The sequence below is a fragment of the Enterococcus pseudoavium NBRC 100491 genome (assembly GCF_001544295.1).
Classification (GTDB): Bacteria; Bacillota; Bacilli; order Lactobacillales; family Enterococcaceae; genus Enterococcus_A; species Enterococcus_A pseudoavium.
On record NZ_BCQF01000014.1, the window covers coordinates 40,112 to 63,000 of the forward strand.

The window sequence follows — 22,889 nt, forward strand, 5'->3', positions numbered from 1 at the left end:
TTGTGTTCACCTCATCAATTTATTTTCGTAAAACGCCTAAACGTAAACGGAATTTCTCTTTCTTGGTTTTCCCCTCTAATCCTTGGATTTGGATACGACCAAATCCCCGAACAGAAACCACATCTAGCAAATCAAGTAAATAGTCTGGTCGTTCATTGACCGACCAATTGACTTTCACTTTTCCAGCTTCGACTAATTGTTTTGAACGTTGCCGCGAAATATTATAAACCGTTGAAATGATCGCGTCCAAACGCAGCGAGGTTGCTGTCGTGCTTTCCTCAGCCCAACTGTCCTTTGGAACAATGATCTCCGTATAAGGACGCTCTTCTAAATGGACCGTCACGCGACCGATTTTGTTGACTTGACCAACGATGTAATTAGCCGATTCTTTCGCTAAAAAGATCTGCCAACGAGTTCCATCCGAAATAATATCACCGAAATAATCACGCTTAATTCCCGCACTCATCAGTGTGCCTAAAATCTTACCATGAGAAAGCTCAGTAAATTTTTGCGGATATTTGATTTCAATCATCACTAGTTCAAAGTCATCAATTTGCGGTTCATAATACTCTGGGTAAATCATGCAACGACAACGTTCCGCATCTTCATAACCGCCGTAAAATGAAAACTTCAATTCACTGTTCTCGCGAATCAAAGTCTCCAGAATATATGCTTGGCGAGGATCTAAAAAATTCGTCAAATAAGGAGCGTACTGGCTTTCAACTTGTTCTAACCAATCGCCAACACTGTCAACAAATGGATGCTCTTCCGGTCTAAAATGTTGATAGACATTCGCATTCATCTTGCCACCTCCTTAATAAATAATTGAAATCAGAATCTTTTGTAAAACCTCCATCGCAATATTCAACGCTAAGATCGCGGCCATAATTGAAAAATCGATTCCGCCAAATTGCAAAGGCAAACGTCGAAACAAATCAAGAAATGGCTCACAAATCCGACCTAAAAACTGGCCGAATTTTGATTGATAGGCTCCTGGAAACCATGACATCAACGCGTAAACGACTAACAGTATCGTATAAAGATAAACTAGTCGATTTAAAACATTAAAAAGTGTAATCAGCAAATTCAAATAAGCGACCCCTTTACATTTCTAATCCATAAATATCGTCATCAACCATCGAACTCAAGCTCGAACTGCTAATTTCAACATTTGTTGGCGTACATAAAAACATTTCATTTCCGACACGTTTGATATCTCCATCGATCATAAAGACTGCTCCAGTCAAGAAATCAACCACGCGCCGGGCCTTCATTTCATCTAGAGATTGAAAGTTGATTAAAACCACTTCACCCTGACCCACACGCTTAGCGATAGTCATCGCTTCATTATAAGCCCGAGGCTCCACGACTGAAATACGATCTTTTTTACGTTCTTCCATTTTAGGTGCTAAGCGCTGTGCCCGACTAGTATTGTTAGGCATTGAAACAACTTTTTCACTTCTTCTCGGTGCACTTTCGGCTTTTTGCATAACCGCTTCGGCACGTCGATTCGGTTTAGGTTCAGCAGCTGGCTGAACTTTTTCAGTTACCCTAACTTTTTCTTTTGGCCGCTCTTGTTTTTGATAGCTTGGACGTGAGGCTACACGTTCCTTTTTAGCTGCACTTTGCGGGCGGCTAACTTGCTTTTGGGGCGCAGGTGCCGGCGCTCCATACATCTCTTCATCATCAGCTAAACCAAAAAAATCAGTGATCTTTGCTAGACTAATTCCCATTAACTTTACCTATACCTTTCCTAAATAATGCCGTGCCAATTCGAACAAAAGTAGCACCTTCTTCAATTGCCGTTTTGAAGTCTTGGCTCATTCCCATACTTAACTCTGTACAGGGTGCGTACTGCAAGTTTTGTTCTTTCACACCTTCTTGAAGCTGCTTCAAGCTAGAAAAAATCGTCCGGATCTCCGCTTGACTGGACTCGTAAGGAGCCATTGTCATTAAGCCAATCACTTTAATCTTATCTAAGGCTGCTAATTCCTTAATGAATAAATCAAGTTCTGCCGGCGCTATACCGTGCTTTGATTCTTCACCAGAAATATTTACTTCAATAAAACAAGCAATTTGCTGTTTGGCTCGTTTTTGAATCTCTTGAGCCAAGCGCAAACTATCTAGCGCATGAAAGTAATCAATTTCATTTATAATCAATTTTACCTTGCGACGCTGTAAATTGCCAATAAGATGCCATTTGATTTGTTGATGCTGGGCCAGATCCTGCTTCTTTTCTAGTAGTTTATCCACTCGATTTTCAGCTAGATCAGTTACCCCTAATTCAACAAGCTCATTTGCTGTTTTGGAATCGACACTCTTGGTTACTGCAACCATTGTAACATCCTCTGGGTTACGTGAAACAAGAGCACACGACTCCTGAATCTCTTGCTCGATTCTATGCAAGTTTTCAGCGATCATGTGCTCTCCCCCTTTTATTTTCTACGGCGAAAGAATGGTGGTGTGTCTAGTTCTTCGTCTTTTTCAGGTTTTACTTCTTCACGATTAAATGTCTCGAATTCTTTCTTTTCGATATTTTCAAATTGCGTTTCTTCTACTTTAGGGCGGATATTCTCTTCTTTCCGAATATCCCATTCACCAAAAGCAGATTGGCTTTCGCTGTTTCTTGCTGGTTCGATATCTAAGTTTTGCTTTTGTGGAACTGATTGGATTTGACTAGCACGCTGACTGTTACGTGTAGCCTTACGCTCCTTTTTTGTTGGATCAATTCCTGTCGCAATCACTGTCACGCGAATTTCATCGCCTAATTCTTCGTTGATTGATGTACCTAAGATAATGTTTACATCACCAGTTGCAGCATTAGAAACAATGTCAGAAGCATCTTGCGCTTCAAACAAGGTCATGTCTAAGCCGCCTGTGATATTTAATAAGACTTGTTCAGCTCCATCGATTGATGTTTCTAATAATGGAGAAGAAATCGCCTTTTTCGTTGCTTCAACAACACGATCTTCACCGCTAGCAACACCAATCCCCATCAAAGCAGTTCCTTGGTTTGCCATAACAGTCTTCACGTCAGCGAAGTCTAAGTTTACGTAGCCCGGAGCTGTGATCAAATCAGAAATCCCTTGAACCCCTTGTCGCAAAACATTGTCCGCTTCACGGAACGCTTCAAGCATTGGAGTCTTCTTGTCAACAACTTCTAATAAACGGTTATTTGAGATGATCAATAAAGTATCAACATTTTCTTTTAATAATGAAATACCTTCAGCGGCAAAACGTCCGCGTTTTGGTCCTTCAAAGCTGAAGGGCCGAGTAACGACGCCGACTGTTAAAGCGCCTAGATCTTTGGCGATTTTTGCGACAATTGGAGCAGCCCCAGTACCTGTACCGCCGCCCATGCCGGCTGTGATGAAGACCATATCTGCACCTTCTAGTGCGTCACGGATTGCTTGTTCACTTTCTTCTGCTGATTTTTGACCAACTTCAGGTTGTGAACCAGCACCTAAGCCCCGCGTATATTTAGGTCCTAATTGGATAACTGTTTCTGCTTTTGAATTTTTAAGAGCTTGGACATCAGTGTTTGATGCGATGAATTCAACGCCTTTAACGTTTTCTTCGATCATACGGTTAATAGCGTTTCCACCACCGCCGCCGACACCGATAACTTTAATAACTGCACCTTCGTTAATATTGTTATCTATTGAGAATTCCATGTTCATTTTCCTCCTACTTAGTCAAAAATATTAGAGAAGAAATCTTTAATCTTCCCAGTTACTTTTTCTTCATTTTTTGGTTTGCTTTCTTCTTCGTAATCATTTGCTGCTTCATAGTCATCATAAACTGGCGTTGTAGAAACTACACTAGTTTGTGGTGAAGATGATAGGGAAACTTTTTCACCAGTTACAGCTGATTTAGCTAAATGATAAACATCGTTTAGTTCAGCTGAGTAGTTCACAATACTGATCACATTTGTAAAGACCGGATTTCTTAGACCCATTTGGTTTGGCACATGTAATTTCACGGTTGTTCCAAAAATGTCTTCCGCAAGATCAACTACTCCCGGTAAACTAGCCGCACCGCCTGTTAACACGATCCCACCAGGCAGATCTAAAGCTTCGATCTCATCTAAAGCATCTTTAGCTTTACGGAAGATTTGTTCTAAACGTGCTTCAATGATTTCAGACAAGTAACGTTCATCGACTTTGACCGGATCGGTTTTACCAATCACATCAACGGGGAATTCTTCATCCGCAGATGTTCGGCTTGGGTAAGCATCGCCGTAATTGATCTTCAACGCTTCCGCATTATTAAAGGAAGTGTTCAAAACAATCGAAATGTCTTTTGTGACAAATTCGCCGCCTTCTTGGTCTACATGAGTAAACTTCAGTTGTTTGTCATGCATAACAGCTGTCGTTGTTTGACCGCCACCCATATCGATAACAATCGTACCAAAATCTTTTTCGCCATCTGACAAAGTAGACTCGGTTAAAGCTAAAGAAGTAATCACCGTTTCAGCAACCGTCAACCCAGCTTTTTCGACACATTTTGTAATGTTATGAATGATCGTCTTAGGTCCAGTAAAGACTAATCCGAACATTTCAAGACGAACACCGATCATTCCCCGCGGGTCTTTGATACCTTCAAAGCCATCTACTGTAAATTCTTGTGGTAACAAGGCAACAATTTGTCTTTCAGGAGGAACCGAACGAACCATTGCTGCGGAAGCAACATTCCGAACATCTTCATCCGCAATCTCTTTTGACTCATTGTTAACAGCGATCATACCTTGACAAGGCTCAACTTCTAACAAGTTGGCAGGTAATCCGACGCTAACACTTTTAATCTGAATCCCAGCTTTTTCCTCGGCCTGTTTTACTGCTCGTTGAATCGCGTGGACTGTTTTATCTATGTCTACGATAATCCCACGGTTGATTCCTTCTGATTTTGCGTTTCCAACACCAATGATATTCATTTGGCTATCGATGTATTCGGCAACAACAACTTTTATCGATGTTGTCCCGATATCAAGGCCTACATACATTCCTGCTTTTGCCATGAATGGGATTCCCTCCTATTTTCAAATAAATGCTTTATTCAGATATACTATTTTAACTTACTGTTAAGCATGAAATATAATTTTTTGCAAGTAATTCACTGCCTTCAATTTTAACACATTTTTAGTGGAATGAAAAAGAAGATTCAGCATTTTCTTGTAATAAATTTAATCATTTCCAACAGCCATTTCAGATTGATCTGTCGAGTTTTGAACCGGCTGTTCTGCAGTGGAATCTTCCGGATACGGATAGCTGTAAATTCCCGCCTCCATATCCACCACACCTTGGAACTCTTTATCGTTCATTTCTTTGACAATTTGTGGGTAGTATTTCATTTTACTGCCAAGATCATCGATGCTTACTAAGACCTTATTTCCATCATTCATGAAAATTTCCAACAATTCTTTGTTCTCGCTAGTTGGCGCATATTTAATTTGGGAAATCCCCTGTTTAACTTCTTCCGACAGTTTGTCATATTCTTTTACGACTTTTAAAATTCTCTTGGGTCCGGTGAAGCTTTCTAAAATCGGCAAATTGCCATCACTTTTCTCCACTTCGATTGGAATGATCTCCCCAGTCGAAATTACCGGTGAGTACTTGCCGTTGCTTTCTATGTAGGCAACTTCCGGATATTCTTTGACTTGCACTTCAAAATGGTTGAAGCCATCAATATGAACTTCGACTGCTTCGATTTGTAGCTCTTGCTTCTTCAAATTTTTGACATGCTCCGCTCGCTCAAAATACTGTCCCCAGAGATTATCGCCAACAGTGAAATCGATTTCCTTCTTTATTGCCTCCGTTGAGATCCGTTCATTACCAGTGACACTCACTCCGCCTAATTTACCTAATGGTGAAATGTAATATAACAATAATAATGCAGGAATCGAAAATAAGGCAATCAATATGGACGATCTTCGTACGAGACGACGGTTACGCTCATGCTTAATGTTTGGTAGCCGCTCCAAGAAAGAACCGTTTTTCGGTCCTTTTGAAGTTTCAGCCGGTTCTTCAAAACCTGCTTCTTCCTCTAGCTCTTCCTCAACAACAGCTTCTTCAACTTCTTCTTCATCAGCAGGTTCATTAGTATCGGCTGTTTCAGCTGATACCTCAGGAGAATCTGGCTGGGGTTGTGTTGCAGCATTTTCAAGCGCCTTTTGCTTCAAGTATTCCATGTTGGCTAATTGCCAAGGAGTCAGATTTTCTTGTTTCGCTTGACGATTTTCTTCTTGTTCCTTTTTTTCTTCTGGAAACTCTTCACGACTAATGACCCTCACCTCCAAAAATTATTTGACGATTTCGTTCACTAATGACCATAAGCGTTCAGCGGCATCGGGAATTCCTTCTTGACGTGAGGCTTGCGCCATTTTGTTTCTTTTCTCAGGATCGTTCATGATATCATCCACCGATTCAACTAAAGCATCCCCAGTTAAATCAGCATCCGCAATCATCTCCACAGCGCCGGCAGCGACTAAACTTTGAGCATTTTTTGTCTGATGATCATTGGTCACGTAAGGGCTAGGAATCAAAATCGCTGGCAAGCCTAATGCGGTAAATTCCGCAATCGATGTCGCACCAGCACGGCCAATCAATAGATCCACATTGGCCATCACATCCGTCATGTTGTTGATATAAGGCTGTAAGGAAAGATTATGACTAATCTTTTTGACATCAAATTTTTCAGATATTTCGTTATAATAACGATCCCCTGAAGCATATAAAACTTGATATTCTTTTTGTGAAAACTTCGGTAAGGCCTGAATCACTGCTTGATTAATCTTCAGTGCACCTTGGCTCCCGCCAAAGATCAATACCGTGGGTACCTCTGAAACTAAACCGTATTGTTCCAAAACGTCTGATTTGCCACTCGTAACTACTTCCTGAGCTCTAGGATTTCCGACCAGAACTGTTTTGTTAGCTGGAAAATACTGAGCAGCGTCAGGAAAACAAATACCCACCCGATCAGCAAAACGACTTAGGAATTTGTTGGTGATCCCTGGTACACTATTCTGCTCATGAATAATCGTCGGAATCTTCATCCGAGCTGCTGCATAAACTACCGAACCAGAAACATAGCCCCCAGTACCAATGACAACGTCCGGCTTAAATTCTCGTAAAATTTCTTTCGAGCGTTTGATACTCTCAAGGAATAATTGGACGGTCTTGACATTGTCAAAGGACAGCTTCCGTTTGAAGCCTTGGATCTTGATCGTTTTAAAGGAGATGCCCGTCTCAGGCACAATTTTATTTTCTAATCCGCGATGCGTTCCAACATATAAAAATTCGGAATCCGGCTGGATTTTTTGTACGTAGCGGATAAATGCTAGGGCTGGATAAATATGTCCGCCGGTGCCGCCGCCTGTAACCAGTATTCTCATTTCTTTTCCCTACTTTTCTAATTGCTTCACAGCAAGCATAAATTTGTCTCCGCGAATCTCAAAATTCGGGTATTGATCCCAACTAGCATTGGCCGGAGATAATAAAATATTGTCGCCAGCTTCACTTTGTTCATAGGCCAATGGTACCGCCGTTTCAACGTTTGTAGTCATGATAATCTTCTGAATGCCGGCACGTTCGGCCGCCTCAGCTAATTTTTCTTTCGTTTCACCAAATAAAATAATTGCTTTAAGGCCTTCAAAGGCCGGGATCAATTCATCGAAATCATTGCCGCGATCTAATCCCCCAGCTAATAAAATCAAATGCTCATTATCAAAGCCACTTAAAGCCATTTCAGTCGCCAAGCTATTGGTAGCTTTCGAATCATTGTAAAATTTCCGACCATTGATCGTATCCACATACTGAGTTCGGTGAGGAACACCATGGAAATTACTCAACGCTGTTTTGATTCCCTTGTTAGAGACACCCTTTAATTTTGCTACAACAATCGCAGCTAAGGCATTTTCAATATTATGAGCACCTGGCACACCTAATTCATTCGCGTCCATGATTTTTTCGTCTTTATAATAAAGACCTCCATCCAACAAATAAGCACCGTTGTCTAACTGTTCTTTTGTTGAAAAAGGAACAACTTGAGCGTGTGTTTGGGGACTTAGCGCTTGTAATTCCTCAGAATTCCAATTTAAAACTAAATAATCATCAGCCGTCATATTTTCTTGAATTGCCCATTTTGCTGCCACATAGTTTTCACGGGTCTTATGGTAATCTAGGTGGGCTTCATAGATATTCGTAATTACGGCAATCTGTGGTTTAAACTTCTCAATTCCCATCAATTGGAAACTCGACAGTTCCATCACGATATCGTCATCCGGATGAGCTTTGGCAGCGACCTCGCTAGCCGGGAAACCGATATTTCCAGCTAAGTGAGCTTTGCCAGCTGTTCGTTCTTGATTCAACAACAGACCGATCATGGTCGTTGTTGTCGTCTTGCCATTTGTTCCAGTGATACCGACGATAGGACATTCCGCAACCTCGTAGGCCAACTCAACTTCGGTCAAGATTGGAATATGTAGTTTTTTTGCTTTTTTAACTAAAGGGTTGTCATAGGGAATTCCTGGATTTTTTACCATTAAAGAAAAGTCTTCATCCAGTAATTCAATGGGATGGCTACCGGTGATCACTCGAATCCCTTGTTCCAGCAAGCCTTGCGCTTCTGGATTTTCTTCAAAGGGTTTTCCGTCGTTAACCGTAACAAGTGCGCCCAAGTCATTTAATAACTTGGCCGCACTAAATCCACTCTTTGCTAATCCTAAGACTAATACTTTTTCATTTTCATACGTTTTGATTTGTTTCATTTTCTAGTCATCTCCTACAGTACGATCAATAAAACAACGATAGATGCCAGCAGTCCAACAGCCCAAAAGACCGTGTCCACTTTCCATTCCGACCAGCCAGACATTTCAAAATGATGGTGTAATGGCGACATTTTAAAAACACGCTTTCCTGTTAGTTTAAAGGAAGTGACTTGAATAATCACGCTAGCTGTTTCAAAAATATAAACTAAACCGACTAACAGCAGTGTCCATTCTTGATGTAGAAGAATCGACACGGCAGCTAACAAGCCGCCTAAAGCCAATGAGCCGACATCACCCATGAAAATTTTTGCTGGTTTCCTATTGTATGGAAAGAAACCGACTAAGCCACCCATCACTGCCAGACAAACAATCAGCACTTCATACTGCTGTTGATTCCAGGCGATAATACCGTACGTTGCAAAAGAGATCGTTCCAAGACCAGATACAAGTCCATCAATCCCATCTGTTAAGTTCACTGCGTTAGAAAAACCAACCAGCCAAACAATCACAAACAAGCCATAAAGAATATTCAGCGGCAGATCAATGCCAAAGAAATTCAATGTATTGGGATAGCCCTCCAGCCGATAAACTAGATAGAAAATGACAGCTACCACAACTTGTCCGATGAACTTCTGACGAGACGTCAAACCTTCATTTTGTTTTTTTGCCAATTTGATGAAATCATCTAAAAAACCGATGATGCCATACAGCAGCAAAACAAACACTAAAATCATCAGCGAGGTTGTCAATTTTTGCGTCCAAAGACTGAACCAAAGTGACGTAATGACCGCTGCGGCCAAAAAGCCTAGCCCCCCCATCGTTGGGGTCCCCGCTTTGGAGTTGTGCCATTTCGGACCCTCATCCCGAATTTCTTGTCCTTGTTTTTTCATTCTAAAGTAGCCAATTATAAAAGGCATGCTTGCGACAGTAATTGCAAAACTACTGGCAAAAGCGATAAATAGTTGTGCCGGTTGCATTTTTTTCTCTCCAGTCTAACCTAACGTAATTTTTAATTTTTTCTTCGATACTTCCGCATAAGGAGCGATATTTTGTTTCGTACAGTAGCCTTCTCCCTTAAAGCTGACATCAATATCAAGCAAGTTCGCTAATTTCAAGATATCCGCCTTTGACCATCCCCGTACATCTGGCATTTCTTTCTTTCCGTCCGTTAACAAGATCAGATGCTCATTAGCCATGACTTTTTCGCCAGGCTTAGCAGATTGTTTCACGACCTTATCACCATCCCCAATTACTACCGCAGTTACGCCTCGCTTATTCGCATCGGCAGCCGCTTTAGCAGTTGAAAGATTGCGGTAATCCTCAACCGTTACTTTCGTAGAGCTTTCTTGCTCTGAAGAATCAGGTTGATTGTTTTGAAATTCCATCGCCCGACTCAATAATGGATTGGCGATTTCACCCAAAATCCCCGCTTCATTTTCCTGCGGTTGTTTCATCGTTAAATACAAAATATACTCAGGATCTTCTGAAGGGATCATTAACGCGATCGAATAGATATAGTTAGTATCTCCAGTTAAATAGCGGCCATTTTCAGCAATTTGGGCTGTCCCCGTTTTAGCTGAAATATGATAGCCTGGTACTTTATATTGATCATATGCTGAGCCATAATTTTCGCTTTCAACCGTATCTCGCATATATTCACGAACTTTTTGGGCCGTCTCAGCCGTAATCGGTTCACCAACAACTTCTGGTTTTGTGATGATTTCCTTATTCGTATTAGGATCAGAAACTTTCTCGATGTAATGGGGCTGTAACATTTTCCCATCATTAGCGACCGCCGTAAAGCCTCGCATCATTTGAAAATTTGTTACACCAATTGCTTGACCATAAGAACTCATCGCTTGGTCAACGATATTGCTGGTTGGCAAGGTTCCTTTTGATTCACCCGGCAATCCAGAGTACGTGCTTTGACCAAACCCGAAACGTTTGACATATTCCGGCCAACGATCTCCCAGTTTTTCTTCCAGTTTGACCATTCCCACATTACTTGACCAAGAGAGTGCCTGCCGCATCGTCAAGATTCCTTTTTTACCTAAGTCCCAGTCATTGATCGTAGCATCGGCTACTTGAATCTTACCTGACAGGTAGCTTTCATTTTCGTTAAAGACTCCTTCATTCACAGCAGCCGAAGTCGTAAAGACCTTCATCGTTGATCCTGGTTCATAGGTGTCTTCAATCAAAAAGTTCCGCCAAGAATTATCGCCGCCAAGCCCTTCTTTTGTTTCAGGGTTAAAAGTCGGCCGCTGTGACATCGCTAAAATATCACCAGTTTTAGCCTGCATCAGCATCGCAGTCATTTCCGTTGGTTTTGCTTCTGAGTTGACCTTGTCCAGTAAAGTCTCTAAATAACTCTGCAAACCAGCATCTAAAGTGGTGTAGATATCTTCACCGTCAACGGCTTTCTTTTCTTCTGCGATACTGCCTGGAATCGGTCGTTGATTTTCATCTTTCTGATAGACAACTTTTCCGTTCTTACCTTTTAAAACATCGTCATAGGCTGCTTCGACACCCATCACTCCAGCAAGTTCTTCCTTTTTATCTGGTTGTGCATAGCCGATAAAATGCGAAGCGAAGTTTCCATTAGGATACATTCGATCCGTGTGCTCGGAAAAATACAGCCCCTTGACTTTCGCTTTTTTCATGGCGTCTTCTATATTTTGTTTGGTTTCTTCAGAGATATTTTTCCCTTTATTACCAAACTCAACTTGATAATACTTACTAGTGCCATCACTATTGATCCCACTATTCAAAGTTTTCAAAGCAGATTTTTTTGAGATGCCTAAGTATTTATTTAAGATTGCCGCTAACTCATCAAAATTTTTCTCTTGAGCATACAGCTTTTCCTTCCCAGAAACATAGCTCTCAGAAAGAATCGCATAGACTGCATAAGACGTCGCGTCCTCAGCGATCACTTCACCATTGCGATCGTAGATGGTTCCACGTTTCGCTTTAATCACCTGCCCACCACGATAAAGCTCTTCAGTCTTAGTTTCCAACGAGGTGCCTGCGACATGTCCGCCTGCCACGACATAAATCATCCGAATGGCAAACAAAAAGAACAATCCAATACTCGTAGCAAACAAAATAACGCCTACTTTTTTGCGATTGTTCATCGGAGTTAAATTCTTTTTTCGAATTTTTCTTTTTAGCCTTTTAAAGCGCATTTACTTCACTTTCCTTAAATTCTCGTCATTGATCGAAAGACCAGCTTTCTCAGCAATTTCTTTCAAACGATCAGAACGAGACAATTCGCTCTTTTCTTGCTGCAGCTGTGTTGCTGTTTTTTCTTTTGTTTCAATATCAGTCTGAATACTCGTTATTTCATTTTGGGTCTTACTGATCTCGTTACGATAGTTGACCATCACGATTGATAATCCAATCAACATCGTCAAGAAGGCCAATACAGCGAATTTTTCTAGGCGTGTAATTTTCTTTAAGCGATCTCCAGGAGAAACGAAGACTTCGAAAGAATCTGGCGTTTGATGAATTTCATCTTGCAGAGGTTCAAAATAGAGCGGTTGATTGTTTTTCAATTCTGCCATGCCTACGATCCTTTCTTCACTTTCTCAGCGATCCTTAATTTTGCACTTCTTGCACGATTATTTTCATCTAATTCCTCTTCTGAAGGAATAATCGGTTTACGATTTACTAATTTTAAAACGGGTTGAAATTCTTCTGGCACCACAGGCAAACCCGGAGGCAGATCCTTTGGTGTACTGAATTCTTTAAACATCGTTTTCACGATACGATCTTCTAATGAATGGAAGGTAATCACACTGACTCGGCCTTCAACCGCTAACAGAGCGATTGCTTGTTCCAGTGAACTTTCGATTGCTCCTAACTCATCATTCACCGCAATTCGAATAGCTTGAAACACACGTTTAGCGGGGTGTCCGCCTTTACGTCGTGCTGGAGCCGGAATCGCTTCTTTAATCAGATCAACTAATTCACCAGTTGTTTCAATCGGTTTATCAGCACGTTTTCGTTCGATCAGACGTGCGATTTGTTTAGAAAACTTCTCCTCGCCGTAGCGGAAAAAAATCTTAACTAACTCATGGTAAGAATATTCATTGACCACTTGATAAGCACTTAAAGGGGCCTCTTGATCCATCCGCATATCTAATGGTGCATTTTGATGATAGCTAAACCCTCGTTCTGCCTCATCCAGTTGCGGAGAAGATACACCCAAATCATAGAGAATCCCATCGACTTCGGTCACACCTAAAGCCTGTAATTCTTTGGTAAGTTCTCTAAAATTGGCCTTAACAAACGTTACTTGGCCTTTTGCCACGTATTTTGCTAAACGAATCTTCGCATTATCGATTGCTTTTTGATCTTGATCAAAAGCATAAAGGTGTCCATCTGAGTTTAATTGACCGAGCAAATACTCACTGTGACCAGCTCCGCCCAGTGTACAATCAACATAGATACCGTTTGGTTTGATTGCTAGACCATCAACTGTCTCACGAAGCAAAACGGTTGTATGTTGAAAGTCTGTCATTGATAATCCTCTTCTCTAAAATCCAAAATCGACCATTGTTTCAGCAATGTCATCAAAACTAGCTTCTGTTTCATTTGTAAATTCATTCCAACGCCCTTGATCCCAAATTTCGATTCGATTGGCTACCCCAATCACGACACATTCTTTTTCAAGCGACGCGTGGCTGCGTAAAGACTGTGGGATATTGATTCGTCCCTGTTTATCTATTTCGCACTCAGTGGCTGCGGAGTAAAAAAAACGGACGAATGCTCGTGCATCTTTCTTAGAAAGCGGCATCTCATTCAACTTCGTTTCTAGCTGTTCCCATTCGGCTAAAGGATATCCAAATAAGCAGCCGTCCATTCCGCGGGTGACAACAAATTTCTCGCCTAACTGTTCACGTAATTTTGATGGCACGATCAAACGACCCTTGGCATCAATATTATGTTGAAATTCGCCCATGAACATCTAGACTCCACCCCTTTTCACCACCACATGAGATAAGTCTACCACAATCCCCCACAATCTACCACACTTTGTAAAAAACAAAAATAACAGTTTGCTGACCAATTTTAACCATATTGAATTATCAACAAAGACGGAAACAATTTGGAGTTTTTAAAAAGTTTTTTCGAATTATAACGCATTAATAATGCTTGCGATAATCAAAACAAAGTAGATCAAAATCGTCAGTAAAAACGTCAGGCGCCAAAACATTTTGAAGAAGCGGCCGTACATGATCTCGCGATAACGATACGCTTGAAAAACAACCACACCAATACCCAGCAAAAGAATCGTTAATAGAAAATAGGGCAGAATCGAAAATGAACTGATACTTTTAGATATTTCGTGCATCCCCACAACTAAAAACGGGACCGTAATATCCGGTGTTTTCAAATTGAAGCGTTGTTTTAACTTAAATGTTGTTACTAGGTAATCAGACCCTAAAAAGACGATAATCGGGAAAATATACCATAACAATAAGATTGGTGAAAATGATGCCAACAAATACAGTCCTTCCTCTTCAAACTACTACTCACAACTATACTGCATAATCGTTACATTCGTGTTTCATTTCATTTAAAATATAAAGGTTTTAGCAAGTTTTAACAATTGAATTCGCGAGATTGTAGCAAAAAGATTTCTTAGTATTTTTTAAAAGTTTTTTCGGATGAATTGCGGAGTGTTGAGAAATGGAGTATGATGAATTTGACTTTTTAACGAGGGTGGTGACACCATGAATAACAAAAAATCCACGAGTACATTTTCGAAGGTTACAAAGGTTGTTATTTGGGCTATGTTAATTTTAACAATTGGTTCATTAGTTTTGAGTAGTCTGATCAGTATTATGTAAGCAAATAGCCGGAGCAGCTGCTCCGGCTATTTTTTGGCTAATTGCAATAATTCTTTGGCGTGTTCCACCGTTAGATCGGTAATTTCAGTTCCTGCTAACATGCGAGCGATTTCTTCTGTCCGCGCCTTTTCCGTTAACTCTTCCACTTTAGTGACCGTTCGACCAGCTACCACTTCTTTGCGGATAAATAGTTGATGATCCGCTCGAGCCGCAACCTGTGGCAAATGGGTAATACACAGTGCTTGCGAATTTCGACCGATCTGATAAATCTTATCTGCGATCGCTTGAGCGACCCGACCACTCACACCCGTATCCACTTCATCAAAGACAATACTAGTCAACTCTTGCGTTTTCGAAAAGATTGTTTTCAACGCCAACATGACACGGGAAATTTCACCACCGGAAGCGACTTTAACTAACGGTTTCAACGGTTCTCCCGGATTGGTTGTGATATAAAATTCTACCTCGTCAATCCCATCTACGGCAAAATTTATCTCTTTAAACCTTACTTCAAAACGAGCATTTTCCATATAGAGATCTTTCAACTCATGTTGAATCGCTGTTTCTAATTTTTGCGCCATTTTTCTTCGAGCGCTCTGCAATTTTTCTGCCAATTGTTGCAGCTTCTCTGCTTTTACTTCCAACTCTTTTTCCAGCTTTTCCAATTTGTCACCCGAAAAATCAGAGTCTAGTAGCTCTTGGCTGATTTGATCATAGTAATTCAAAATGCTTGCAATCGAATCACCATATTTCCGCTTCAGCTGATGGATCAATTCCAAACGCTCATTGACTAAATCCAAGCGCTCTTCATCCAGCTCCAACTGATCCAGCTGACGACCGATCTCACTGACTGCATCTTGCAATAGATAATAAGCACTATGAACATTATCTGAGATATTTTCATAGTCCTGATCCAATGAAGCGATTGTTTGCAGTTCTTGACTTGCCGAACCGATTGCATCAAGTGCATTCGTCTCTTCGTTCGTCATCGCTTGATAACTATACGACAGGCTATCGACGATTTTTTGGTAGTTGGTCAGTTTTTCACGTTCTTCCGCCAACTTTTCTTCTTCCCCTATCTCCAGTTCGGCATTGCCAATCTCTTCTTGCTGAAAAGTCAGCATATCGATTCGCTGGGCAAAAGATTGTTCATTTTGTTTGAATTTTTTGACTTGATTCGCTAAAGCGACATAGGCTTGGTGAGCTTTTTGATACTTGGCTTTAACCGTTTGAAAAGCTGCATCACCGAAGCTATCTAACAGTCGCAAATGAGATTCCGGATGCATCAATTCTTGATGATCATTTTGGCCTTGAATATCAACTAAAAATTGTCCGATTCGCCGTAAGTTAGCTAACGTCACAATCCTGCCATTGACTCTTGAGATACTTTTTCCCGAGCTGTTTAAGTCGCGTTGTACGATTAGTCCTGCTTCATCAACTTCGATGCCTAATTCCTCCATCAGCACTCGGAAATCTGCCTGTTTCGGCAAATCAAACAGCCCTTCGACTAAACATTTGTCACTACCTTGGCGAATATACTCAATGGAGGAACGGGCGCCTGCCAGCAAACTGACCGCATCAATAATAATCGACTTTCCCGCACCAGTCTCACCCGTTAAGGCAGTCATCCCATCAGTAAAACTTAAATGCAACGAAGAAATGATTGCAAAATTTTTAATGGTCAATTCTTGCAACATTTTAGATTCTCCTTTAGCTATGTTAGTTATTTTGACTTTTAGCAGCAATTCCTTGCTGAATTTGTTTGGCTTCTTCTTCGGTTCGCGCAATCATCAGGACACTGTCATCATCGTTTACGGTCGCAAACAAATTCTTAGCAAACTGCTTTTCTAGCAAATTCGCACAAGCCGATGCATTCCCAGGCAACGTCTTGACACTGATGAACTTTTCCATCTGGTCAACCGATACCACGGCTTCTTTTAACAGATCGGCTAACTTTTCGTTTACATCTTCTTGTTCTTTTTGTGGCACACTATAACGATAGCCACCATTTTGAGCGGGCACTTTAATAAGCTTCATCTCTTTGATATCCCGTGAGATCGTCGCTTGGGTCACTGTGACACCTTGTTGCGCCAGAATCGCTACAAAATCTTCTTGTTTTTTTACATCATGCTCACTTAATAATTGCGTGATAATCCGATGTCGTTCTTGTTTTCGCATGCCTTTTCTCCCTGTAATATTATTTATCTAGTTGCTGATGCGCCTCAGCTACAACGTCGGCTAAATTGATTTTGGGATTTAGACTCCCGGTTTCAGGCACTTTTTTCAAATGGGCTAAAAATTCAATATTCCCTTCTCCACCAGTGATAGGCGAAAAAGTCAACTCTTGAACATCAAAGCCGTGGCTCGTCGCAAAAGTAGTAATCTCTTCCAATACCATCAGATGCGTTTTCGGATCTTTAATAATGCCTTTTTTTCCGACGAACTCTTTGCCTGCTTCAAACTGTGGCTTGATCAATGCCACCACATCGCCGTCCGCTGTCAGAATCTCATGAAGTGGCGGGAGGATCAATTTTAACGAGATGAAGGAGACATCGATGGTCGCAAAATCAGGCTGCCCTTGTGTAAAATCTTCTAATTTAGAATAGCGGAAATTGGTTCGCTCCATGACGACGACCCGCTCATCCTGGCGCAATTTCCATGCCAACTGGTTGTAGCCAACATCTAAGGCATAACTCATTGTTGCCCCATTTTGAAGTGCTACATCGGTAAAACCACCAGTCGATGAGCCGATATCTAGTAAGATTTTTTGATTGATATCAACGTCGAACTCCTGCAAAGCCTTCTCCAGTTTCAAACCGCCTCGCGAAACATACGCCAAACTTTGGCCTTTGACTTGTAAAAGCGTTTCAATCGGGATTTTCTCCCCAGGTTTGTCCAGTCGTTCATTTTTTTGATCGTAAACTAGCCCGGCCATCACACCGCGTTTAGCCTTTTCTCGTGTTTCAAAAAGACCTTGGTTAAAAGCTAACACATCGACACGTTCTTTTTTCATGCTCTTCTCCTAATTCTAAGGTAATCCATTTTAAGTTTTGCTTCGCTCATTCTGCTAAAAATCAGGCGATTCTATTTTAACGCAAAAAGTTCCAACAATTCTGTGAAAATTTGCGGTTGGAATTCACTGACTTCGGTTAATTGCTGCACGATTGCTGCTGCTTTTTGCAGTTCATCATTTAACGCTTGGCGCGCACCGTCCAGACCTAACAATGCCGGATATGTACTTTTCGCTGCTTTTTCATCCTGTCCAACTTGCTTGCCTAATTCCTCGGTCGTCCCGATAACATCTAAGAGATCGTCACGAATTTGAAAAGCCAAACCGACATGTTCCCCTAACTGTTCAAGTTGATCCAGTACGTAAGCTGTTTGATCGGCTAAAATTCCACCCGCCATAAATGCATAAGTCAATAGAGCTCCTGTTTTCCCCCGATGAATCGTCTTTAATTGTTCCAATGAGACGTGTTGCTTTTCCGCCGCCATATCTCCCGCCTGACCGGCTACCATGCCACTACCCCCAGCCGCTTTGGCTAAAAGCTGAAGTAATAAGACCGTTTCAGCCGGGTTTAAGGTAGTTTCACTGATTAATTGGAAAGCACCTGTTAAAAGACCATCCCCGGCCAAAATCGCTAACGCTTCCCCAAAAATTTTGTGATTCGTAGGCTTTCCACGCCGCAGGTCATCATTATCCATCGCCGGCAGATCATCGTGAATTAAGGAATACGTATGGACCATTTCCAAAGCCCCTGCCGTTTGGTAAACGGGGGGCGTTAGCGGCTTTTGAAAAGCTTGAACCGTCGCTAACACGATCAAGGGGCGAATCCGTTTTCCCCCTGCCTCTAGGGAGTAAAGCATACTTTTTTTTAATTCTTCATGTGTCGTACACGTAGCAATAAAGGTCGTCATTTCTCTTTCGACTTTAGGTAGCTCCTCAGCAGAAAGCTGCTGTAACATTAAGCTTCCCCCTCACCCGTAAATGGGACTTCTTCGTCTTCACTCATCACTTTGGTTAAGGTTTTTTCTGCCTTTGTCAGCGTATCTTGACAGTGTTTGCTTAATTCCATCCCTTTTTGAAACGCTGTTAAAGCTTCTTCCAAAGGCACATCGCCACGTTCTAACTGGGTCACGATCGCTTCTAATTGAGCGATGGATTCTTCAAAAGTTGTAGTTTCCATTATTTTTCTCCTTCTATTTCTAAAATTGCTGCTTTTATCGACCCATCAACAAAATGGACCGTCAACTCTTTTTCCTGCAATTCCTTCACCGAACGAACCACGTGCTCATTTTGCGTCGTATAAGTGAAGCCTCGCCCCATCGTTTTCAACGGACTCAATAAATCAAGGGAAATAATCGCCTGCTGAAGACGTCTTTGCTGACTCTCCAAATATCCCTGCATTTGCTGCTGCAGTCGCTCTTGCAAATAATCCATCTGCTGTTGCGCTTGCTTCACTCGATTGATCGGATTAGCTTGGGATAAACGATTGATCGCTTGCATCAATTTCCGTTCGCGCTGATTGACTAAAACCAGCATATTTTGTTGAAGTTGTTGGGTCAAACGATCTAACTGAACACTTTGAGCTTCATAAAGCCGATTCGGCTGCCTAAAAATATAAGACTGCTGCAACCGTTCAAATCGTTCCTTTTTTCGTTGCAACTGATTCATAAAAGCTTGTTCTAAACGTGCTTGCTTTTCTTTGAGACGTAAAATTTCTTCGGATAAGACAGGTACCGCAAGTTCAGCAGCGGCCGTCGGGGTTGCCGCTCGGACATCGGCAACTAAATCGGCAATCGTCGTGTCGGTCTCATGACCCACAGACGAAATAATCGGAATCGGTGACGCGGCAATCGCCCGTGCAACGATTTCTTCATTAAAGGGCCAGAGATCTTCAATCGAACCACCGCCACGACCAATGATCATAGTATCAAAATCCATTGATTCGGCCTTTTTAATGTTCTTAACGATATCAGCGGCGGCTTTATCCCCTTGTACCAAGGTTGGAAATAAAACTAATTGGGCAATTGGGTAGCGCCGCTCAACCGTCGTGATAATATCGCGAACAACAGCCCCGCTAGGACTAGTAATGACCGCGATTCGTTTGGGATAACGGGGCAAAGCTTTCTTCGGTTGCGAAAACAGCCCTTCTTTGTCCAGTTTCTCCCGCAATTCTGCTAAAGCTTGATACAACGCACCAACGCCATCTGGCTCCATATGATCGATATAGATTTGATAGTTGCCACTAGCTTCGTATAGCGCCACTCGGCCAACGACCAAGACTTTCATGCCTTCTTTAGGCGTAAATTTCAGTTTTTGGAAGGCTCCTTTGAACATGATGGCGCTGATTTTGGAGCGCTCATCTTTCAAACTGAAATATTGATGGTTGTTAGGGCGCATCCGGAAGTTGGAAATCTCTCCGGTCAAATAGACCCGCTCTAAATAGGGGTCTACATCGAATTTTCGTTTAATATATTTGTTTAACGCACTGACAGTCAAGTACTCTTGGGCCATTTAAACACCTCTTATTCGTGATTCAATACTTGCCGCTGACAGCATTCTACCGTTTGCTGCATCAACATGGTGATCGTCATGGGACCTACGCCACCGGGAACTGGTGTAATATAGCTGGCGATTGGTTCAACTTCATCAAATTTTACATCACCAATCAGTTTCCCAGCTTCATTGCGATTCATTCCAACATCGATTACCACTGCCCCAGGTTTGATGAATTCTTTTGTCACAAAGTGTCCTCGACCGATCGCCACGACTAAAATATCGGCTTTGCGGGCAACTTCTGCCAAGTCCTCAGTTTTCGAGTGAGTTAATGTAACCGTCGCATCGGCACCTAATAATAAAATCGCCATTGGTTTCCCAACAATATTACTGCGACCAATTACAACTGCTTGTTTGCCGGCTAAGGGAATGTTATATGCTTCAAACATTTTCATAATGCCATAAGGTGTGCAGGGAATGGTATGAGGCATCCCCGCAAATAAGCGTCCCATATTCATCGGGTGAAATCCATCTACATCCTTTAACGGATTAATCGCCAATAGAACCTTTTCTTCATTGATATGCTCTGGTAAAGGTAATTGGACTAAAATTCCATGAAATTCATCGAAATTGTTAAAGTACTCGATTTCACTAATCAATTCAGCTTCTGTGATTGTTTCTGGGTAATGTTTTACTTCAGAGTGAATCCCGATTTTCTTTGCTGCCCGCTCTTTGTTACGAACATAGATTTGACTGGCCGGATTTTCACCGACGAGTAACACAACTAACCCTGGATAAATCTCCTGTTTTGCTAGTTCTTTGACTTGTTCAGCCGTTTCCTGTTGCAGCTTGGCCGCTAATTCTTTACCATTAATAAGTTGTGCCACATTCATTCCCCGCTTCTTCCAAAATAGTTTAAATAAAGCTGGGAAAAATAGCTAAATTAGCTATTTGCCCCAGCTTCATCGATCTCTTTCATTACATTAGATAAGATTCCATTGACGAACTTTCTTGATTGGTCATCGCTGAAAGTTTTAGCTAGTTCGATTGCTTCATTTAAAACAACGCGATTGGGTACTTGAGTGTTGTATAACATCTCATAGATTCCTAGTCGTAAGATAATCAAATCCATTTTGGCAATTCGTTGAATCGACCAGTTAGAACGTAGATGTTTTTGGATAATTTCATCTAGTTCGGCTTGGTGTTCAACCACCCCGCCAACCAACTCATCAAGATAGACCGGAACAAATTCTTCCTCATCTTCGCTGACAAAGTCTTGTTGATCAATACTCAATGCATGGTTGATGGCATCTTTTTTTGTTAATTCTTGATTGAAATCTAGCGGAAACAGTGCCTGTAAGGCTTTCTCGCGGATTTCATGACGTGATAATTCTTTACTCATTATTTTCCTCTTCATCATTAAATAATTCTTCTAGGGTTGGTTGTTCTAATTTTTCCGCAACAACACCGACAACATGAATGTTTACCTCACTCAAAGCAACATCGGTCATAAACAAGACTTGTTCTTTCACACGGTCTTGCATCGCCATCGCTACTTTCGGCACCGAAGTGCCATAGTCAAAGTAAGAATAGATATCTACTTTCAAGCCGTCTTCGTCATTTTTTAAGTAAACGCCCTTACCATGAGCGGATTTACCTAACAATTCAGTGACATTACTGGTCAAAGAACCACGCATACCGTAGACTCCGTCAACCTTGGAAGCTGCAATCCCGATGATTACTTCGATTACTTCTGGTGCAATGATAATTTCGCCAAGTTCTGGGCTTGCGCCTAAAACTAAATTCTTTTCATCTGCCATCTTACTCGCTCCTTATTCCTTCAAATGAACTTATTTTTCCTTCAGAAAAATAAATCTGATCTTCATGCCGTATATCATCCAACTATACACTTTTTCTCTTAGCTACCGCTAGAAAGATACGTTGCATTCTTACGTTTAGCATCCTGCAAAAAGTTGGACTGACATCCTTATTCCTTCAAATGAACTTATTTTTCCTTCAGAAAAATAAATCTGATCTTCATGCCGTATATCATCCAACTATACACTTTTTTTCTTTGCTAGCGCTAGAAAAATACGTTGCTTGCTTTTATGCTCGTGAAACGTAACTGCCATCTTGAGTGTTGACGATCAGTTTGTCCCCTTGGTTTACGAAAAACGGGACGTTGACGGTCAAGCCAGTTTCCATCACAGCTGGTTTTGAACCGCCGGATGAGGTATCGCCTTTGATGTTTGGTTCGGTTTCAGCTACTTCAAGGATCACTGTATTCGGTAGATCCACACCTAAAACTTCATTACCATACATGATAACGGTCAATTCCGTATTTTCTAACACATACAGCATTTCTTCTGCCACTTGTTGTTTCGGCATTTCGATTTGTTCATAGCTTTGCATATCCATGAAGACGTAGTTGTCACCGTCATCATAAAGATATTGCATTTTTTTATTATCGATTTGGGCTTTCGCAACTTTTTCTCCTGCTCGGAACGTCTTTTCTTGAACCGCTCCAGTCCGCAAGTTTTTCAGTTTTGAACGAACGAAGGCCGCACCTTTTCCCGGCTTCACGTGTTGGAAATCGACTACACGCCAAATGCCTCCGTCCACTTCAATTGTTAAGCCAGTTTTAAAATCGTTTACTGAAATCATGATACTTCCTCCTACTTCACTTTAAGGAATTCATTTTAATTAAAAAATGAGTTCGACTTTCACATGGTCCACCACTTCGCCTAAATCATACAAACTCAGTTAAAAAGTG

The 22,889-nt window shown here is 41.4% G+C and carries 26 protein-coding genes; 1 reads left to right on the forward strand and 25 read right to left on the reverse strand.

Features of this window, described 5'->3' with window-relative positions; all coding sequences use genetic code 11:
- Positions 1-19 precede the first annotated feature (19 nt).
- From EP1_RS08040 to EP1_RS08110, 15 genes are all read right to left on the reverse strand, one after another.
- The gene (locus tag EP1_RS08040) at positions 20-802 is read right to left on the reverse strand and encodes a YlmH family RNA-binding protein (RefSeq protein ID WP_067626226.1); all 783 of its coding nucleotides are present in this window, start codon (positions 800-802) and stop codon (positions 20-22) included.
- Positions 803-814: 12 nt separating this feature from the next.
- On the reverse strand, positions 815-1,090 hold the full coding sequence (locus EP1_RS08045) for a YggT family protein (RefSeq protein ID WP_083507518.1): 276 nt from the start codon (positions 1,088-1,090) through the stop codon (positions 815-817).
- 13 nt (positions 1,091-1,103) lie between these two features.
- On the reverse strand, positions 1,104-1,733 hold the full coding sequence (locus EP1_RS08050) for a cell division protein SepF (protein WP_067626228.1): 630 nt from the start codon (positions 1,731-1,733) through the stop codon (positions 1,104-1,106).
- On the reverse strand, positions 1,723-2,421 hold the full coding sequence (locus EP1_RS08055) for a YggS family pyridoxal phosphate-dependent enzyme (protein WP_067626230.1): 699 nt from the start codon (positions 2,419-2,421) through the stop codon (positions 1,723-1,725). The genes EP1_RS08050 and EP1_RS08055 overlap by 11 nt, the downstream gene beginning before the upstream one ends.
- 14 nt (positions 2,422-2,435) lie before the next feature.
- Positions 2,436-3,674, reverse strand: coding sequence for a cell division protein FtsZ (gene ftsZ / locus EP1_RS08060; protein ID WP_067626233.1), 1,239 nt, complete (start codon positions 3,672-3,674; stop codon positions 2,436-2,438).
- A 17-nt stretch (positions 3,675-3,691) separates the two neighbouring features.
- Positions 3,692-5,017, reverse strand: coding sequence for a cell division protein FtsA (gene ftsA, locus EP1_RS08065; RefSeq protein WP_067626235.1), 1,326 nt, complete (start codon positions 5,015-5,017; stop codon positions 3,692-3,694).
- A 165-nt stretch (positions 5,018-5,182) separates the two neighbouring features.
- A complete protein-coding gene (locus EP1_RS08070; RefSeq protein WP_174519745.1) occupies positions 5,183-6,295 on the reverse strand; it encodes a cell division protein FtsQ/DivIB in 1,113 nt (370 codons plus the stop codon).
- 3 nt (positions 6,296-6,298) lie between these two features.
- Positions 6,299-7,390, reverse strand: a complete 1,092-nt coding sequence (murG, locus tag EP1_RS08075) for an undecaprenyldiphospho-muramoylpentapeptide beta-N-acetylglucosaminyltransferase (RefSeq protein WP_067626237.1) — start codon at positions 7,388-7,390, stop codon at positions 6,299-6,301.
- 9 nt (positions 7,391-7,399) lie between these two features.
- Complete coding sequence (gene murD, locus EP1_RS08080) at positions 7,400-8,764, reverse strand: UDP-N-acetylmuramoyl-L-alanine--D-glutamate ligase (RefSeq protein ID WP_067626239.1); 1,365 nt, start codon at positions 8,762-8,764, stop codon at positions 7,400-7,402.
- Positions 8,765-8,778: 14 nt separating this feature from the next.
- The gene (mraY, locus tag EP1_RS08085) at positions 8,779-9,741 is read right to left on the reverse strand and encodes a phospho-N-acetylmuramoyl-pentapeptide-transferase (protein ID WP_067626241.1); all 963 of its coding nucleotides are present in this window, start codon (positions 9,739-9,741) and stop codon (positions 8,779-8,781) included.
- Positions 9,742-9,756: 15 nt separating this feature from the next.
- The gene (locus EP1_RS08090) at positions 9,757-11,946 is read right to left on the reverse strand and encodes a penicillin-binding transpeptidase domain-containing protein (protein ID WP_067626243.1); all 2,190 of its coding nucleotides are present in this window, start codon (positions 11,944-11,946) and stop codon (positions 9,757-9,759) included.
- Positions 11,947-12,324, reverse strand: a complete 378-nt coding sequence (gene ftsL, locus EP1_RS08095) for a cell division protein FtsL (RefSeq protein WP_067626245.1) — start codon at positions 12,322-12,324, stop codon at positions 11,947-11,949. It abuts the gene before it with no gap.
- A gap of 2 nt (positions 12,325-12,326) precedes the next feature.
- Positions 12,327-13,283: a 16S rRNA (cytosine(1402)-N(4))-methyltransferase RsmH gene (gene rsmH / locus EP1_RS08100; RefSeq protein WP_067626247.1), complete on the reverse strand. Its 957-nt coding sequence runs from the start codon at positions 13,281-13,283 to the stop codon at positions 12,327-12,329.
- A 15-nt stretch (positions 13,284-13,298) separates the two neighbouring features.
- A complete protein-coding gene (mraZ, locus tag EP1_RS08105; RefSeq protein ID WP_067626249.1) occupies positions 13,299-13,730 on the reverse strand; it encodes a division/cell wall cluster transcriptional repressor MraZ in 432 nt (143 codons plus the stop codon).
- A 168-nt stretch (positions 13,731-13,898) separates the two neighbouring features.
- A complete protein-coding gene (locus tag EP1_RS08110) occupies positions 13,899-14,270 on the reverse strand; it encodes a DUF3397 domain-containing protein (protein ID WP_067626252.1) in 372 nt (123 codons plus the stop codon).
- Between the two features lie 229 nt (positions 14,271-14,499).
- On the opposite strand from EP1_RS08110, the gene EP1_RS13295 reads away from it, so the two are divergent.
- Positions 14,500-14,616, forward strand: coding sequence for a DUF4044 domain-containing protein (locus EP1_RS13295; RefSeq protein ID WP_083507519.1), 117 nt, complete (start codon positions 14,500-14,502; stop codon positions 14,614-14,616).
- 26 nt (positions 14,617-14,642) lie between these two features.
- On the opposite strand, the gene recN is transcribed toward EP1_RS13295, so the two are convergent.
- The 10 genes from recN to efp all read right to left on the reverse strand — a co-directional run bounded on the left by recN (position 14,643) and on the right by efp (position 22,780).
- Entirely contained in the window at positions 14,643-16,313 is a 1,671-nt protein-coding gene (recN, locus tag EP1_RS08115) for a DNA repair protein RecN (protein WP_067626254.1), read from the reverse strand.
- Positions 16,314-16,335: 22 nt separating this feature from the next.
- The gene (locus EP1_RS08120) at positions 16,336-16,794 is read right to left on the reverse strand and encodes an arginine repressor (RefSeq protein ID WP_067626257.1); all 459 of its coding nucleotides are present in this window, start codon (positions 16,792-16,794) and stop codon (positions 16,336-16,338) included.
- Positions 16,795-16,813: 19 nt separating this feature from the next.
- Positions 16,814-17,629 (reverse strand): TlyA family RNA methyltransferase, encoded by an 816-nt coding sequence (locus EP1_RS08125; protein WP_067626259.1) that lies wholly within the window; start codon positions 17,627-17,629, stop codon positions 16,814-16,816.
- A gap of 71 nt (positions 17,630-17,700) precedes the next feature.
- Positions 17,701-18,582 (reverse strand): polyprenyl synthetase family protein, encoded by an 882-nt coding sequence (locus EP1_RS08130; protein WP_067626261.1) that lies wholly within the window; start codon positions 18,580-18,582, stop codon positions 17,701-17,703.
- Positions 18,582-18,803, reverse strand: a complete 222-nt coding sequence (locus EP1_RS08135; RefSeq protein ID WP_067626263.1) for an exodeoxyribonuclease VII small subunit — start codon at positions 18,801-18,803, stop codon at positions 18,582-18,584. The genes EP1_RS08130 and EP1_RS08135 overlap by 1 nt, the downstream gene beginning before the upstream one ends.
- The gene (gene xseA, locus EP1_RS08140) at positions 18,803-20,134 is read right to left on the reverse strand and encodes an exodeoxyribonuclease VII large subunit (protein ID WP_067626266.1); all 1,332 of its coding nucleotides are present in this window, start codon (positions 20,132-20,134) and stop codon (positions 18,803-18,805) included. The genes EP1_RS08135 and xseA overlap by 1 nt, the downstream gene beginning before the upstream one ends.
- A gap of 11 nt (positions 20,135-20,145) precedes the next feature.
- On the reverse strand, positions 20,146-21,003 hold the full coding sequence (locus tag EP1_RS08145; protein ID WP_067626297.1) for a bifunctional methylenetetrahydrofolate dehydrogenase/methenyltetrahydrofolate cyclohydrolase: 858 nt from the start codon (positions 21,001-21,003) through the stop codon (positions 20,146-20,148).
- A gap of 56 nt (positions 21,004-21,059) precedes the next feature.
- Positions 21,060-21,518 carry a transcription antitermination factor NusB gene (gene nusB / locus EP1_RS08150; RefSeq protein ID WP_067626268.1) on the reverse strand — a complete coding sequence of 153 codons (459 nt, stop codon included), beginning with the start codon at positions 21,516-21,518 and terminating at the stop codon, positions 21,060-21,062.
- Positions 21,511-21,936, reverse strand: coding sequence for an Asp23/Gls24 family envelope stress response protein (locus EP1_RS08155; protein WP_067626270.1), 426 nt, complete (start codon positions 21,934-21,936; stop codon positions 21,511-21,513). Before EP1_RS08155 ends, nusB begins: the two co-directional genes overlap by 8 nt.
- A gap of 286 nt (positions 21,937-22,222) precedes the next feature.
- Positions 22,223-22,780 (reverse strand): elongation factor P, encoded by a 558-nt coding sequence (gene efp, locus EP1_RS08160; protein ID WP_067626272.1) that lies wholly within the window; start codon positions 22,778-22,780, stop codon positions 22,223-22,225.
- Positions 22,781-22,889 lie beyond the last annotated feature (109 nt).